At 67.2% G+C, this 15,113-nt stretch carries 8 protein-coding genes; 1 reads left to right on the forward strand and 7 read right to left on the reverse strand.

Annotation, left to right across the window (positions count from 1 at the left end):
• Positions 1-317: 317 nt before the first annotated feature.
• A complete protein-coding gene (locus ACQY5G_RS00055; RefSeq protein ID WP_428275831.1) occupies positions 318-1,160 on the forward strand; it encodes a hypothetical protein in 843 nt (280 codons plus the stop codon).
• 25 nt (positions 1,161-1,185) lie between these two features.
• On the opposite strand, the gene ACQY5G_RS00060 is transcribed toward ACQY5G_RS00055, so the two are convergent.
• The 7 genes from ACQY5G_RS00060 to ACQY5G_RS00090 form a co-directional block, all read right to left on the reverse strand.
• Positions 1,186-3,243 carry an Ig-like domain-containing protein gene (locus ACQY5G_RS00060; protein ID WP_428275833.1) on the reverse strand — a complete coding sequence of 686 codons (2,058 nt, stop codon included), beginning with the start codon at positions 3,241-3,243 and terminating at the stop codon, positions 1,186-1,188.
• Positions 3,244-3,277: 34 nt separating this feature from the next.
• Complete coding sequence (locus ACQY5G_RS00065) at positions 3,278-5,218, reverse strand: Ig-like domain-containing protein (RefSeq protein WP_428275835.1); 1,941 nt, start codon at positions 5,216-5,218, stop codon at positions 3,278-3,280.
• Positions 5,215-5,736 carry a hypothetical protein gene (locus tag ACQY5G_RS00070; protein ID WP_428275813.1) on the reverse strand — a complete coding sequence of 174 codons (522 nt, stop codon included), beginning with the start codon at positions 5,734-5,736 and terminating at the stop codon, positions 5,215-5,217. Before ACQY5G_RS00070 ends, ACQY5G_RS00065 begins: the two co-directional genes overlap by 4 nt.
• 125 nt (positions 5,737-5,861) lie before the next feature.
• Positions 5,862-8,960 carry a hypothetical protein gene (locus tag ACQY5G_RS00075; protein ID WP_428275811.1) on the reverse strand — a complete coding sequence of 1,033 codons (3,099 nt, stop codon included), beginning with the start codon at positions 8,958-8,960 and terminating at the stop codon, positions 5,862-5,864.
• A gap of 564 nt (positions 8,961-9,524) precedes the next feature.
• Positions 9,525-11,111, reverse strand: a complete 1,587-nt coding sequence (locus ACQY5G_RS00080; protein WP_428275819.1) for an ATP-binding protein — start codon at positions 11,109-11,111, stop codon at positions 9,525-9,527.
• A 173-nt stretch (positions 11,112-11,284) separates the two neighbouring features.
• The gene (locus ACQY5G_RS00085) at positions 11,285-11,578 is read right to left on the reverse strand and encodes an addiction module antidote protein (protein ID WP_428275817.1); all 294 of its coding nucleotides are present in this window, start codon (positions 11,576-11,578) and stop codon (positions 11,285-11,287) included.
• 154 nt (positions 11,579-11,732) lie between these two features.
• Positions 11,733-14,558: a hypothetical protein gene (locus tag ACQY5G_RS00090; RefSeq protein WP_428275837.1), complete on the reverse strand. Its 2,826-nt coding sequence runs from the start codon at positions 14,556-14,558 to the stop codon at positions 11,733-11,735.
• Positions 14,559-15,113 lie beyond the last annotated feature (555 nt).

The raw sequence follows: 15,113 nt of genomic DNA on the forward strand, positions 1-15,113 counted from the left end.
ATAACGGCGATGGGTATAGCGGACAGGGCGCATGTCGGCCTCCGGAAGCGTGGTCTCGGTTTAAGGTGTGCGGTCCCGGGGATCCCCCGGACATCGCGGTGGCCTTTCTCCAACCGGGCTGCAATATAGGCGCCATGGGCGTTCGGATGCGACCTTGGCACGACAGGCCGGGCCATGTTGGCGATATTTAAGCGATTTGGCCGTGAGGAGGCCGCCTGAAGGGCTTCAGTAGAGACGCCGATCGCACCCCCTGCGGGAGTGGCGGCACTTGAGGCCGTTTGCAGTTGATACGACATTGATCGCGACCGCGAGGTTCAGTGCGGGCGGGCGTACCGCGCACGGCGGGCATCGCCTTCGAACCTCGTGCGGAAGGCGTGGCAACGATGGGACTGGACGTGATCGGAATCCTGAGCATCCTGGTGGCGATCCTCGGCGTAGGCGTGCCGATGGGCGGCCTCGCCCTTCGCGGCATCGGGAATCTCACGAACAAAACCGACAAGCTCTCGGGCCAGCTCGAGAGCGTACAGAAGGAACTTCGCGACGAGCTGAAAGCCGGAATCGTCGGCGTGCGCGACGAGCTGAAGGCCGACATCGTCGGCGTGCGCGACGAGCTGAAAGCCGGAATCGTCAGCGTGCGCGACGAGCTGCAAGCCGGAATCGTCAGCGTGCGCGACGAGCTGAATGGCGACATCGTCGGCGTGCGCGACGAGCTGAAAGGCGAAATCGTCGGCCTTCGCGATGAACTGAAAGGCGATATCGTCGGCGTGCGCGACGAGCTGAAAGGCGAAATCGTCGGCGTGCGCGACGAGCTGAATGGCGAAATCGTCGGGGTGCGCGACGGGCTGAAAGGCGAAATCGTCGGCGTGCGCGACGAGCTGAAAGGCGAAATCGTCGGCGTGCGCGACGAGCTGAAAGGCGAAATCGTCAGCGTGCGCGACGAGCTGAAAGGCGACACCGGGGGTCTGCGCACGGATCTGCGCACCGAGATCCGCGAATCCGAGCGTCGCCTGGGCGCCCGCATCGACGGACTGAGTGACCGACTCGACGCCGTCCACTCCGAAATCGTCGAGGCGCGCGTGGCCATGAGCGACCGCGTGGCCAGACTCGAGGGGAGTGTGTTCGGAGTGCCCCTTCCGGATACCGGCACCGATCCCGCCTGACGCGGACGGCGCCAGCGATCAGGGATCAGGGCGTATTTTGTCCGATGATTCGGACGATCCGACCTGCCTCGTCGACCACGACGATGGGCCCGCGCCAGATGTCGTCTCCGTACGGGATCCGCTCGCTTTCATCGATGGCGCGAGCCATGTCCGCGTCGGAAAGCCGGTAGGAATCGGCTGTCGCGGGATCGACGGAGTAGCCGAGGTCCGCCAGGGACTGAACGGTGATCGCGCTCAGGGGCTCCGGGCCTCGCTCCGAATATCCCGTCATGAGTTCCGTTACCAGCACGGATTCGCGCCAGTGGCCGTTCCAGGTCCCCGGGCCGCCGGTGTTCTCGACGGGCACCTTGGCGCCGGCGTAGTTCGCCCCGCCGGCCTCGTCGAACGCCTCGATGGCCAGCCGGCCCGTGAAGTGCGTGTCGGGCTCCACGTCTTCGGAGGCGGGGTTCCGTAGCAGTCCCAGACGCCCCCACAAGGTTCCGATGCCCAGCACATGCCCCATTTCATGGAGGACGATGTCCTCGAAATCGCCGGTGCGCTCGAGCCGCCGCACGTCGGCCGCGTCGAACCGCATGCGGCCATAGAAGGGCAGCGCGCTCTCGCTCCGAACCCAGCACGGCCCCGCCGATGCGAGCGTTCCGCGCGGACCATCGATTTCCTCGACCGCCGCGACGATCATGAGGTCGTCGATCACGTCGACGCTTCGCTCGAATCTGGGATCGTCGCCGCAGGTCAGGGGCTCGCGCGGTCTGACGTCCCGAAGGTCCGTCGGCGCGAGAACCGCCATCCAGCGCTCGGCGGCGCGGCGGAACGCCGCCTCCTGGGTCGCGGTCACCGATGTCGCGAACACGAGTTCGATCTGGAAGCCGGGGGCGCCCCCCGTGACGCTCACGCCGAACGCGGAGGAGGCGCTCAGGCCTCCGGGGTCGCTCGCCGTGATCGTCACGGTCGCGTGGCCCGCCGAGACCGCCCGCACGGTCGCGACGGCGCCGGCCACGGAGACCGTGGCCACCTCGGCGTCGGACGAGGCCGCCGTATAGGAAAGGGCGTCGCCGTCCGCGTCCGTGAACCAGGAGGAGACGTCCACCGTCGTCGTTTCGCCGGCGGGCAGCGCCAGCGGCGGAATCGTCCCCGCGGGCTCCGGCGCCCGGTTGGGCACGGTCACCCGGAACGTCTGCTGCGCCGCCGCGCCGCCCGGATCACGCGCCGTCACCGTTACGGTGGCGAGTCCCCTCGCGACAGCGGTCACCGCGACCGAGTCGCCCGACACGGAGACGTCGGCCACCCCGGCGTTCGACGAGGCGGCGGTGAAGGCCAGCATCTCCCCGTCCGGGTCGGCGAACCAGGAGGATGCGTCCACCGCCGCTGTTTCGCCGACCGGCAGGGTCAGTGCGGCGATCGTGCCCACCGGTTCCGGGGCCCGGTTGGGCACGGTCACCTGAAACACACGCTCCACGCTCGCCCCATCCACATCGCTCGCGCCCACGGTGACCATCGCGACGCCAGGGGCCAGCGCGCGGATCGCGATCTCCGCCTCCGAAACGGTGACCGTTGCAACCTCGGGCCTCGACGAGGCGGCGGTGTAGCGCAGGGCGTCGCCGTCCGGGTCGCTGAACCAGGCGGACGCATCGACGGTCGCCGTCTGTCCCGCGAACACGGTTTGGGCCGGGATCTCGTCGGCCGCTTCCGGCCCCCGGTTCGGCACGGTCGCCTGGAATCGCTGCTGCGCGATCAGGCCGCCCGGGTCGCGCGCCACCACCGTGACCGTCACGACGCCCCGCGCGTGCGCCGCAACCACCACGGAGGCGCCCGACACGGAGACGGCCGCGGCCGCCTCGTTCGACGAGGTCGCCGTGTAGGAAAGCGCGTCGCCGTCCGGGTCGCTGAAGTACGGAGACACGTCGACGGCGGCCGACTCGCCGACGGATACCGTGATGGCGGGGATGGTCCCTACCGCCCGCGGTCCCCGGTTCGGCGCAGGAGTCGGCGTCGTGGGACCCGAGTCCGCGTCGCCGCAGGCCGCGGCCCACACGACCGCGACCGCCGCCCAGCCGCGCACCTGCTTCCGCGATCCAAACACCATAGACGCCGACGATTCTCCGGAGCCGGGGCCGCGTCTATCGCTTCAGCCGGATCGGCTCCGCGGCGGCGGAAGCCTCGACGGCCTCGCGCCCAAGATCGAGTCTCCGTGCGGCTCCCGACCGGCTCGACATGTCCGCGCCGATCTCCGTACCGGTCACGTGCACCCAATCGAAGAGTGCCGTGTGGTTGTGGGTTGTCGCGAGCCAAACCTCCTCCAAGCTGTGGAAGATGTCGGGCACCCTCACATCTCTGAAGGAGAGCCTCGCGATTTCCAACCTGAACAGATCCGTGTTCCCCGCAGTGAGGGCGAGTTCGCCGGACTGGTTTTGCAACACGATGTCAGTGAATTCGTTCGGCGCTTCGTTGATTGCATCGGAGTCGCCGGAGAAATTCGTGACCGTCACGTAGGCCCTGTCGCTCCGATCAAACAAGGCGAGGCTGTAATTCCGGTCTTGAACGGGCCCAATGGCGAGCCTCCAGAGGCTGAACCGCGCATGGCCGGTCACCCCGTACAAGACCACGAATTCGTCGGTCGCGGTCCGAGCCATGTTCGCGCCGACCGCCCAGTCCGTCACCGGAGTCTCGAGCACCCGGTCGGCCGTTCCAAAGGTCCCCGCTTCCGTACCGGTCAGGTTCAGTACTCCATCGACCACTTCGGCTCGAGCGCTGTAGAGATCCCAGTCGTCCAGGCTGGCGGCCGAGTCGAAGTCGTCCCGGAATCCGGCGCCGGCCGCCACCGTGACCTCGGCGCTCTGCGTCGCCGACAGGCCGCCCGGGTCCCTCGCCGTCACCGTCACCGTCGCCGAGCCGGCCGCCACCCCGATCACCGTCACACGGCTTCCCGTCACCGACGCGGTCGCCAGCGCGTTCGAGGTCGCCACCGCGTACATCAGCACGTCTCCGTCCGGATCCCGAAAATATGCGGACACATCGATCGTCCGAGACTGTCCCGCGTTCAGACTCTGGGGCGGGATCGTGCCCACCGCCTCCGGCGCCCGGTTGGCCGCCTCGACCGTCACCTCGGCGCTCTGCGTCGCGCTCAGGCCGTCCGGATCCGTGGCCGTCACCGTCGCCGTCGCCGTCCCCACCGCCACGCCCGTGATCGTCAGGCTGCTCCCCGAGATGCCGACCTCGAGCACGGCCTCGTCGCTCGACTCCGCCTCGTAGCCCAGCTCGTCGCCGTCCGGATCGGCGAAGAAGGCGGACACGTCCACCGTCACCGTGTCGCCCGCGGAGATCGTCCGGGCCGGAATCGTCCCCACGCCCTCCGGCGCCCGGTTGGCCGCCGCAACGGTCACCTCCGCGCTCTGCGTGGCGCTCAGACCGTCCGGGTCGGCGGCGGTCACGGTCACCGTCGCCGTGCCGACCCCCACCCCGACCAGCGTCAGAACGCTCCCGGACATCGAGACCGACACCACACCCGCGGCCGACGTCGCCGCCGAGTACCCCAACGGGTCGCCGTCCGGGTCGCTGAAGAAGGAGGCTACGTTCACGGTCGCCGTCTGGCCCACCCTCATCGCCTGCGCCGGAATCGTCCCCGCGGCCTCCGGCGCTTGGTTGGCCGCCTCGACGGTCACCTCCGCGCTCTGCGTGGCCGTCAGGCCGTCCGGATCGGTGGCCGTCACGGTTACCGTCGCCCTCCCCGGCGCCACCGCCGTGATCGTGAGGCTGGCGCCGGCCAGCGACACGGTGAGCACGGCCTCGGCCGACGACGCGGCCGCGTACGTCAGGGTCCCCCCGTCGGGATCGCTGAAGAACGGCGAAACGTCCACCGTCACCGACTCGCCCGCCGTCACGACCTGCGCCGGGATCGACCCGACCGCCACCGGAGCCACCGGAGGCGGCGGTGGTGGCGGTGGTGGCGGCGGGGGCGGAGCCGTCGTCCCGTCTCCACCGCAGGAGACGCCGCCGATGAGAGCCGCGACGAGCGCGCTCGCGATAGCCAGGGTGCGGTAACGATTCGTCTTTCCGTTCATTCGGTCAGTCCTCTCAGCGCTTCTCGTGACGGACCCGATGGCCCGATTCGCATAAAAAATAAGCCCCCAAAAAATAGGGGAGCCCCCCGCGCACCCGCGAGGGGCTCCCCCATCCCGGCGCGGGCGGGGGGCGGCGGGGGCGCACCCATCACCCAGACCGTCCTCGAAGACGCCGTCTCGGGCTCGGCGATCGCAAGCGTGAGGGTGTCGCCCGGTATCGCATACATACCCTCGCCGGACACCTCTCCGGTCTGCCGCCAGCTTCCGTCGGTGCACACGGTGAAGGTGCCTTCATCGGCGATCGTCAGGGCCGGCGCCATGATGTTCACCTCGTAGCTGCCCGTCGCGGAATCGCCCGAGGGCGCCTCCTGCGCGAGTTCCAGCGTGCCTGAGACCGTCGGGCGAGTGAGCAGCACCCCGCCCGTGGACGTTCCGGCCAGGTTCTCGAGGAAGTACGTCCCCGTGAGATCCGGAGGCGGAGGAGGAGGAAGAACCGTGATCTCCGCCCTGCCTTCCACACCGCCGGCCGTGTCTCGGCATCGTCGCTCCCAAACTCGTACCTCCTCATAAAGAAGGAAGCGGGCCCCCGCAGACTGCGCGGGGGCCCGCTTCCGTGAGGCCTCTCGTCAGAGACCGTTGGGGTTTACGAGTCGTCGTCGTCGTCGTTGATCTTCAACTTGACGCTCTTGAACGTGTACTCCTTGGTTCCGACAGTGACGTTGACCGCCGAGAACTCGATCGTCTCGCCATCATCGTCTTCGGCGTCGTCGACGATTGTCACCGTCGTGTTCGCCGTCCCGACCGTCTCTCCGGCGTCGATCACCAGCGCGACGGGCGACGTACCTCTGGCGTCGTCCGTTTCAGTCGTGCTGTCCGCGGCCCCGAACGTCGCCCCGTTCGCACCGGCGATCGCTATCGAGGCGTTCACCTGGCCGCCCACCTCGCTCTTGGCCGTCGCCGTGATCGTCACGGCCACGTTACCGGCATCCTCGTCCGCCTCGGTCACGCTCAGCGAAAGCTCGATGTCCGGGTCGTCGTCGAGGATCATGATCTCGGCGGGCGCGTAGTACAGGCCGGTTGGGTCGCTGCCGCTCACCGTCAGCTCGATGAACTCGTTCACCTCGTCCTGCGCGCCGTCATCGGCCGCGTTCACCTCGACGGTGTCGACCCCCACCGTCTTAGCCGAGTCAATCGTCACCGACGCGGCCGTGGCACTACCGGTGGCTATATCGCCATCTGTGGTACCGGTTTTGGGACCGATCACCACCGACAACGCATTGTCCGAGGCCTGTGGCGAACCGGCAGTCACCGTCACCACAACCTTCACGGCGTCGTCATCCTCCCGCACGGACGGGACATTCGTTGTGATCTTGAAGTCGTCGTCCATCACGCGCACCGGGAAGTCGGCGTCGTCGAAGTCCTCCGCCTTGTGGGTCAGAGTCCTCAACTCGGAGACGATGTTCCGGTCGTGCGCGGTGGCGAGCGTCACCGTGAGCGTGTCGGTCGCCGCCCCAAACTGAGTAGCGTCGCTCCCGCTACCGCCGGTAATGGTCGGCGTCACCGTGGCCGACCCATCGATCGTCATCTCGATCGGGTACGTCGCGTCCGCCGGCACATTCTTCAGCGTGACGCGGTAGGCGTTGTCGGCCGTCGCGCCCTCGACCACGCTCAGCGAATCCAGCTCGGTCACCGCGGCCGCGGCGTGGAACTGGAACGTCGGACCCGGAGGCGGCGGCGCCGGGCCGGCCGGCCACGTCACCGTGAATTTGCCGAGATTGTACGTCTCCTCGGTTCCCTTGCCGCGGGCGTCCGCCTCAACGGAGGCATCCTCGACATCCAGGCGGAAGCAGTACGTCTCCGGTCCCGCGCCGGTGCCCTCGGGCCTCTTGATCACGAAGCTCTCGTCGAACGCGATCGAGTTCGTCCCGTTCTCGAGGTTCCGCTTGTCCCCGCCCGTGGTCCGGTTGTCCGGCAGCGTGTCGGTGATCGCCGCGCAGGTGTTGACGTCATCGCCCAGGAGGAGCCTGAGCGCGGCACTCTCGATCTCGCTCGCGTCGGAGATCGTTCCCGCCACCGACACCGTCACCGACGAGGCGCCGGTCTGGCCGATGTCCGACTGGCTCTTGCTGATCGAGACCGTCGGAGCCTTCGTGTCGTAGCCGAAGCTCAGCGAATAGCTCGCGGTGTTGGCCGGCGTCGCGCCGTCGCTCACCGTGACGGTGACCGTCTTGGCGCCGTTGCTCGCCTCGCCGGCCGCCGTCTTGAAGTAGGCGTTGTCGCCGTCGAGCGTGACCGTGCCGTTGCGGTCTTCGATAGCCACGCTACCGACTTCGACGTTCTTGGTGCCGACCCGCCTCGTCACCTTCCCGCCAACTTTGGTGCCGTCGTCGCCCGACTCGAGGTCCGGATTGTCGACCTCGAACTCCATCATCGGGAGAGCTTTGAACACCATGCCCGACTCGGGCTCGATGTCGCTCAACACCGGCGCCGTCTTGTCGACACCGAAGTTCGGCGTCTGCATCCACGTCGCCGGGTCGCCACCACCCTTCCACGCGTTGCCGAGCTTGTCTGCGAACGCGGTCAGCTCGGCCACGTAGCAGTCGAGCCCGTTGTTATCCGTCTGGCCGGCCGCGGCGCGCATGGCGTCCTCTTCCGCCAATTCGGAGACCGAACTCACGTCCGCGTACGCTGCGACGAATGGAGTCGTCATCCGGTTGGGCGTCTTCTTGGCGCTGTTGTACGGCAGGTTGGCCGGATTCGAGCAGTCGCCCACCGCAATCGTGATCGATGTGGCGTCCCAGCCCGAGCCGGCGTCCATCATGCCGGTAAGCGCGATGCCGGCGGAGGCCGAGTAGTGCAGGTCCGCCTCAACGGCCTTCTTGTTGATGTGGATGGGCCCGGCCGTGGGCGCCTTGAAGTCGAAGTAGTACGGACCGTAGGGATTCTCGGTCGCGAACTCCTCGCTGGCGTCGAGACCGTCCGCGTCGGTGATCGTCTCGGCCGCGAACACCCAGTGCTCGCGCCCGCCGGGACCCGCGTCCTCGACCGCGCTGTTCCATGCGGAGTTCACGTCCCACGTGAACGGGCCTTCGCGGTCCGCCGCCTTGCCGTTGAACTTCTCCGCCTTGGTCGGGGCCTTGAAGCTGAGCGATGTCGCGGGCTGGTGCGGCTCGGCCTTCTCCGCGCCCGTGCTCAGGGCTCGCAGCGAAACCATGCCGACGTCGGTGCCCGCGTAGGAGACCGGGCAGACGTGGAACGCGTTCATGTTCCCTTCGCCCGACGGTCCACCGAAGATGTTGGCGCCCGTCTTGACAACGCTGCTGGCGCCTGCGCTGTGCGCGACCACCACATGGCCGGAGTTCTTCAGCGTGACGTTCTGCGTCGCGAGCGATTCGCGCGTCGTCCCGTCGGACGTCGTGATGCGGGCACCGAGCGCGTAGTCGCCGTTCGCGTATGCCGGATCCATCTGCTCGCCCATGCACTCGCCCGTGACCGCAGCCGTGTTCAGGTAGCAGTCGATCTCGACCGCGCCGCCGGAGTCCACGAGACCCGCGATCGCCTGGTTGGCGTCGCTCGACGCTCCGCGGCAGGAGATCACGTTGTCACCCAGCATCAGGTCTACGCCCGTGACCGTCTCGTCGTTGTACTGCACGTCCAGGAGCACCGACACCGCGCCGGAGACGCTGCTCGGATCGACCGACGTGTTCCGGTCGTTCGGATCCCTGAGGCCGAAGATCGTCACGGTCGCCGGCTGCCCGGCGTCAGAGCCGACCTCGACGTTGAATCCCTGGTTGGCCTGGAGGCCGTCCGGGTCGGCCGCTGTGATAGTGACGATCGCGGAATGGCTATAACGGATTGTGACAGACGGTTTTACGTGCTATACGCTCGGGATTTTCACATCATCGATTTTCTCGCTCGCGAGGCGAGGTCGAGCAGGGACCGAAACCGGTCGCAGGGGGCTGCCGAGGCGGAGTTCTTCGCGATGGCACCGAGCCGACTCTCCCCCGCGTACGGGCTAGGCGACGGCGGCCTTCGTGTGACGGGACCAGCGAAGTAGTCTGCGCATAACTTCCAAACGGGATACGAGTTACGTCACCTTTGTCCCATTCGGGACGAACGGTCGCGGCCAAGTGCCGTCGCTGACGTGCGGTCCCTCCATGAAGAGTCTGAATCGATGGACCCGCCAACGCGACCGGCGAACGTGCCGCACCTGGGACGGACTGAGCGGGGTGTCCTCATCGTGTCGCAGCCATCTCGAATGAGGGAACGAATGGCATGGTCACAGCGGCCGCATCGACGCCGGAACTTACGCCCCCCACACGGTGATGGGCGTGCCGTTCCGGCTCCGCTCCTCTCGGTAGATCTTCTCCGCCCACGTCCTTCCCTTCCGCATGTCGAATACGACGAGGTGGCCGGCATCGGCATCGCAGAGGTCCATGTAGGCGACCGTCTGTTCGAGGCCCCGCTCGACGGTACGGGCGTGCGAGCGGCCATCCTTCAGCAGCTTGCATTCGACCACGAACCGGCTGGCGCGCCCCTGCCCGCCGGGCCAGATCACCAACAGGTCCACGCGGCGGCTCCCCAGCGCGTACTCGCGCTCGATCCGGCCCCTCCCGTTCACGACCCGGTGCAGGAACGCCTGCAGCACGAGCTGCGGGCCTGCCTCGGTGTACCGGGCCCGCTCGACCCAGTGCTCCGAGTTCTGCCGGAAGAAGTCCTGGAACGCGGCGAGGAGCCTGTCCATGTCGAGGTCGCCGCCGGCGTCGGCGTACCATGCGGTCCGCTGCGGCATCCTGTGCTGGAGCATCCAGGTCAGCTCCCGGGGCAGAACCTCGCCGTAGATGGGGTTCGCGACGCGCAGCGGCGGGTCCGGCGCCACCAGCCCCAGATCCCGCACGTACTCGAAGTCCCTGTCCGAATACTCCTCGTCCCCGCCGCCGAGCAGCGGCTCGATCACCCGGCGCACCCGGGGCTCGCGCAGCTTGTCGGCCAGTTGATCCAAGTGCGTTTCGCGACGCAGGATCAGCATCTCCCGCGCTTCGAAGACGTCCTGCTCGGAGATGGGGCGGTCGTGCGGGCGGAGCGGCCTCTTTGGGAAGCACATCTCCCGCCCGAGCGCGTTCACGAGCCACGGCTGGCCGCGCGTCTGCTCCCACACCGCGTCCAGCGCCTCCGGAGCGAAGGCCTGGCCGGTCTCGTCCGTGTGCTGGCCCAGCAGGGTCTCGACGTCAGACCGCGTGAAGTCGCCCAGGCGAAGCGAGCGCGCCTTGATGTTGAACGCGCTGCCGCCGGCGATCACCTCCTTCTCGGAGCTCGCGTGGATCCGGTAGTCGCGCACGTCCCGCACGCCGCACAGCACCACGCTTTGGGGGAACCCGTTGGGACGGTGGGCATAGCCCGCGCGCAGCTGACGCAGCACGGACACCAGCGAATCGCCCACCAGGGCGTCGATCTCGTCGATCAGCAGCACAAGCGGCGCGTCGGATGCCTTCGTCCACAGACGCAGCAGGGTTCGCAGCGCGACGTCGGGGCGTCCCGTGGTGTCGAGGCCGCGCGCCGCCTCGGCCGTCACCGGGTCGTTCAGCGTGTCCTCGGCCTCGAGGGCGATCTCCGTGGCGATCGCCCCCATCGCCCGCCCCACATCCTCGCGGGCGGTCTGGGCGGGCTCGACGTTGATGTACGCGCAGCGGTACTCGCCCTCGGTCCCGCCGTTCAACAGGTCGCGCAGCGCGAGCAGCGCGGAGGTCTTTCCCGTCTGCCGGGGGGCGTGCAGGACGAAGTAGGCCTTGGAGCGGACCAGATCCATCACGCCGGCCAGACTCACCCGGTCCAGCGGAGGAACGCAGTAGTGCTCGTCCGGACGGACGGGACCGGCGGTGTTGAATCGGCGCATGTCTGAAAAGTCGCCCCGCCCGCGCGGGGGCGCAATCATGAACGGCACTTCAGAATGGCGCTGTGGCGAGCATTCGGTCGGCGTCGCCGGCCGTCACCACGGGGAGCTACCCGGCCCGCCAGCTCACCCCGGCATTCGTCACGGTCGTGCCCTGTGGCCTCGCGATTCCTCCGTCAGACCGCTCCGGGCGCGACGGTGAGGCGGATGCCCAGTGCATCGAGAACCCTCATCACCGTACCGAGCCGCGGATCACGCTCGCCGGACAGCGACTTGTACAGGCTCGGACGACCCAGTCGCGCCCCCCGGGCGACCGTGGTCATGCCCATGGCGCGGGCGACGTCGCCGACCGCCTTCGCGAAGAACTCCGGATCGTTCTCCGCCAGCGCGGCCTTCAGGTATTCGATGCGCGCTTCGTCATCATCGAGAAACTCGGTGCTGTCCCAAGGGGTGTAGGTTTCGTTGCTCACGCCGCCTCCTCAGAGTTCGCCCGCCGGGGAAGGATTGTATCCCATTGGATACATTTGTCAAGCTGGAGCACGGCTAAAGAGAAGGGGGCCCCGCGAACTTCGCGGGACCCCCTTTCCGTACTGCTGGCTGAGTTGGCTGGTCCGTCAGCGTCGCTCAGCCTCCGCTCGGCGCCGTGATAACGATTATTGCCCCTGCCGAAGGCAAGAGATCCCCAACACCACTGATCGAGTGAGTGTTGGTGGCGTCGGCGTCATCATCGACCCTTAGTGTGATCACCGAGCCAGTGGGAGTCGCCGAACTCACGACGATCCTGATCTTCGCTGTCGCGGTTGTCTTGTTGTTGGCGAAGTTGAGCGACGTAGTAGCCGGCACCGTAATGCTGGCGTGGTTGGCGGAGGCGTAGAGATTGACCCCTGTTGTGGCGCCCGTGGTGGCCGACCCCTTCGCGCTCGCCGCCCGTGTCAGCGTGACCGTGACCGTATCGCTCGCACCCTGCTCGATCTCCGTATCGGAGACGGTTACCAGCCAGTCGTTGTCGGTGACCACAACGTCGAAGCTCGCCGTCATGCCATCGTAGCCGCCGCCCTTCGCGGTAGCCGTGATGGTGACCTTGTCGTCCGACGCGTCATCGTCGTTCGACGCCTCCGGAGCGGTCCTGCTGGTGCCGCCTGTCGCTATGCTGACCGCAGTGGTGGCGGCGTCGGCCGCGAGAGTGAGATCTGCCGGCGCGGGCAGAACGTCCTTATCGCTGCTCTCGAACTCGATGGTCACCTCGCCCGTGGGCGTGGCGCCGAGTGCGATCTGCAGATCGTCTGGGAGGACAGCACCTTCGGCGATGGTGTCAGCCGTTGCCCCGGCCGGCAACCCCGTGATCAGAATCTGCGGGATATTCGACCGCCAATTCACGGTGACGAAGGCGGCATCGGTGGCCGCCAACTTGTTGCCGGCCCTGTCCTCCGCCGAAACCTCCACGCAGAGGTTTTCTCCATCTTCGGTAGTGGTTGCGGGGGGCTTCAGGGCAAACGCCGGTATGTTGATGGACGTGCTACCCTTCCCCTTCCGCGCCTTGGAGAAATCCTTCGGCAGCCGGGTGGCGGCAACCGCTGTGTCCGCAGGCTCGCCAGTCGCGGCAGCCTCGCCGCAGAACGCGACCGCGTTACCGGTATTTCTGAAGACCGACAGCTTGTACTCCTCGATCCCGGACGTCTTGTCCTTCAGCGAGCCTCCGAGGTCGATGGTCGCCGTGAGCCCGCCGGCGACGTCGCTGAGGTACTCGGCGGCCGTGAACGTCGGACTTGTGGCGTCGTAGACGAGATTCGCCTCGAAGCTGTCCTTGTTGGGCGGCATGGCGCCGTCCTGGACCGTGACGGTGACGTCGTACTCCCCGTCCTTGGGCAGACCGGTGACCGTCGCCTGCCAGTCGTCATCGTCGCCGCCGCCGACGGCCGCCACCTTGCCGAAGGGAATCGGGTCGGCCGAGGCTGTCGCGCCCGGCCTGGTCAACATACCCGAGATCGCCGTGCCGTTGTCGCCCGAGGCAAGCTTCGGATTCTCGACCTCGAACTCGATCACGGCGTCGCCGCCGAACACATCGCCGTCGTCGTGCTCGACGTTCGAGATCTTCGGAGCCGTCTTGTCGACGCCGAAGTTGGCCGTCTGCAGCCAGCTCGCGGGCGTCTCGCCGCCCTTCCACGCGTTGCCGAGTTGGTCGGCCAGCATGGCGAGTTCGGCGACGTAGCAGTCCGCTCCGTTCTTGTCCGTCTTGGAGCGACCCGCGTCCTCCTCCTCCAGATCCGCAATCCCGGAGACGTCCTCGTACCCCTCAATGGCCATGAAGCCGACCTTCGTGCGATCGACCTTGTCCACGTCGGTTTCGTTTTTCGCGCAGTCGCCGACGGCGATCATGGTCATGGCGTTGTTGATGCCCACGCCACCGTCGATCCCGCCCATCAGCGAGAAGTCGCTGTCCTTCTTCATGATCTTGCCGCCCGAATACGACGTGCCGGCGACGATGGCCTGCTCGGCGACCTGAATCTCGGCATCTTCGGCAAGCGTCGGAGCCTTGAAGTCGAAATGAAGCGGCCCATTCATGGCTTCGCCCGCCTTCCGGAACTCGGCCGTCACGTCCCCGCCATCGGCGTTCATGATGGCGCCGGAGTTCACCACCCAGAATTCGTCACCATCCATGGTCTCGACCATGGCGTTGAACTCGGGGTCGATCGTCCACGTGTACGGCGCCTCCGTGAGCGTCGGAGACGGATCGTTGTCCGGCTCCTCCTTGCCCGTCTGGAAGCTCACGGTCGGCCCCTCGACCATCTGGCGCGGCTCGGAGTCGGTATCCGTGCGCTTTGCCTCGAGCGTGAGTGAGCCGACCTCCGTCCCCATGAAGGAGACGGGGCACGCGCTGAACGAGTTCATGTTGCCCTCGCCGCCCGGCCCGCCGTGGAACGTCCGGCCGCCGTGCGTGACAGCCCTGCCGGCGTGGTGCACCACGTCCACGTAGCTGGCGTTCTTCAGCGTGACCGGCAGCGCGGCGGCAGCGTCGCGCCGCTCGCCCTCGGACGTCGTGAGGAAGGCGCCGATCTCGTACTCGCCGTTGGCGTACATGGGAGCGAGCTGCTCGCCCATGCACTCGCCCATGGTCGCGGCCGACTTGAACAGGCAGTTGTATTCCGTACTGCCCGACGCCGCGAGACCAGGCGCCGCGTGGTCGGCCGACGCCGACGAGCCCCGGCACTGGATCACTGCGTCGCCCAGCGTGAGCGCGATGCCAGCCACGGTCTCGTCGTTGTTCTGGACGTCGAGGACGACCCAGACGTCACCCGACACGTTCGTCGGATCGACCGCGCTGTTGTCCTCGACACTCTTGAGGTCGAAGACCACAACCGTCGCCGGATCCCCCTGGTCGCTGCCCACCGACACGTTGAATCCCTGGTTGGCCTGGAGGCCATCCGGGTCGGCCGCTGAGATAGTGACCATCGCGGAATGGATATAACTTGTTGTAGTCGTGTGTGTTACGGTCTCCAACTCCGGAGTTTCCCGCGCGGCCGACCCCCTCGCTCTCGAAGTGAGGCCGAAACAGGACCGGGACCGGGCGCGGGGGGGAGCAGGCGGCCTTTCGCGACGGCGCCGAGCGGACTCCCCCGGCCGTACAGGCTAGACGGCGGCTGTCTTCACGTGCCGGGATCAGCGAAGGGGTATCGAACGCATTAACTTGCGAACCGACAAACGATTACGTCCTCTACCGCCCCATTCGAGACGAACGTTCGCGTCCAGGTTTCGTCGCTGACGTGCGGTCCCCGTCATAAGGAGCCTGAAACAACGGTGTCACCAACGCGACCGGCGAGCGACTTGCACGTGCAACGGACCGAGCGATGGTCCTTTTTATATCGCACTCCGTCTTGAATGTGGTAACGAATGGTATTGATTAAACGATAATTGTGACCACTATCGCGATCTGTGCGCGATTCGCCGCGACACGACTAACGTTCACACGTCGGAACGGGGAGAAGACACGCCGCTGAAGCAGTCAGA

Source organism: Candidatus Palauibacter sp., assembly GCF_965261555.1.
GTDB lineage: Bacteria > Gemmatimonadota > Gemmatimonadetes > Palauibacterales > Palauibacteraceae > Palauibacter.

Excerpts from the sequence above, each read along its gene's own strand:
- ACQY5G_RS00065 (WP_428275835.1), bottom strand. The coding sequence starts at position 5,218 with ATGAACGGAAAGACGAATCGTTACCGCACCCTGGCTATCGCGAGCGCG.
- ACQY5G_RS00060 (WP_428275833.1), bottom strand. The coding sequence starts at position 3,243 with ATGGTGTTTGGATCGCGGAAGCAGGTGCGCGGCTGGGCGGCGGTCGCG.
- ACQY5G_RS00080 (WP_428275819.1), bottom strand. The coding sequence starts at position 11,111 with ATGCGCCGATTCAACACCGCCGGTCCCGTCCGTCCGGACGAGCACTAC.
- ACQY5G_RS00090 (WP_428275837.1), bottom strand. The coding sequence starts at position 14,558 with ATGGTCACTATCTCAGCGGCCGACCCGGATGGCCTCCAGGCCAACCAG.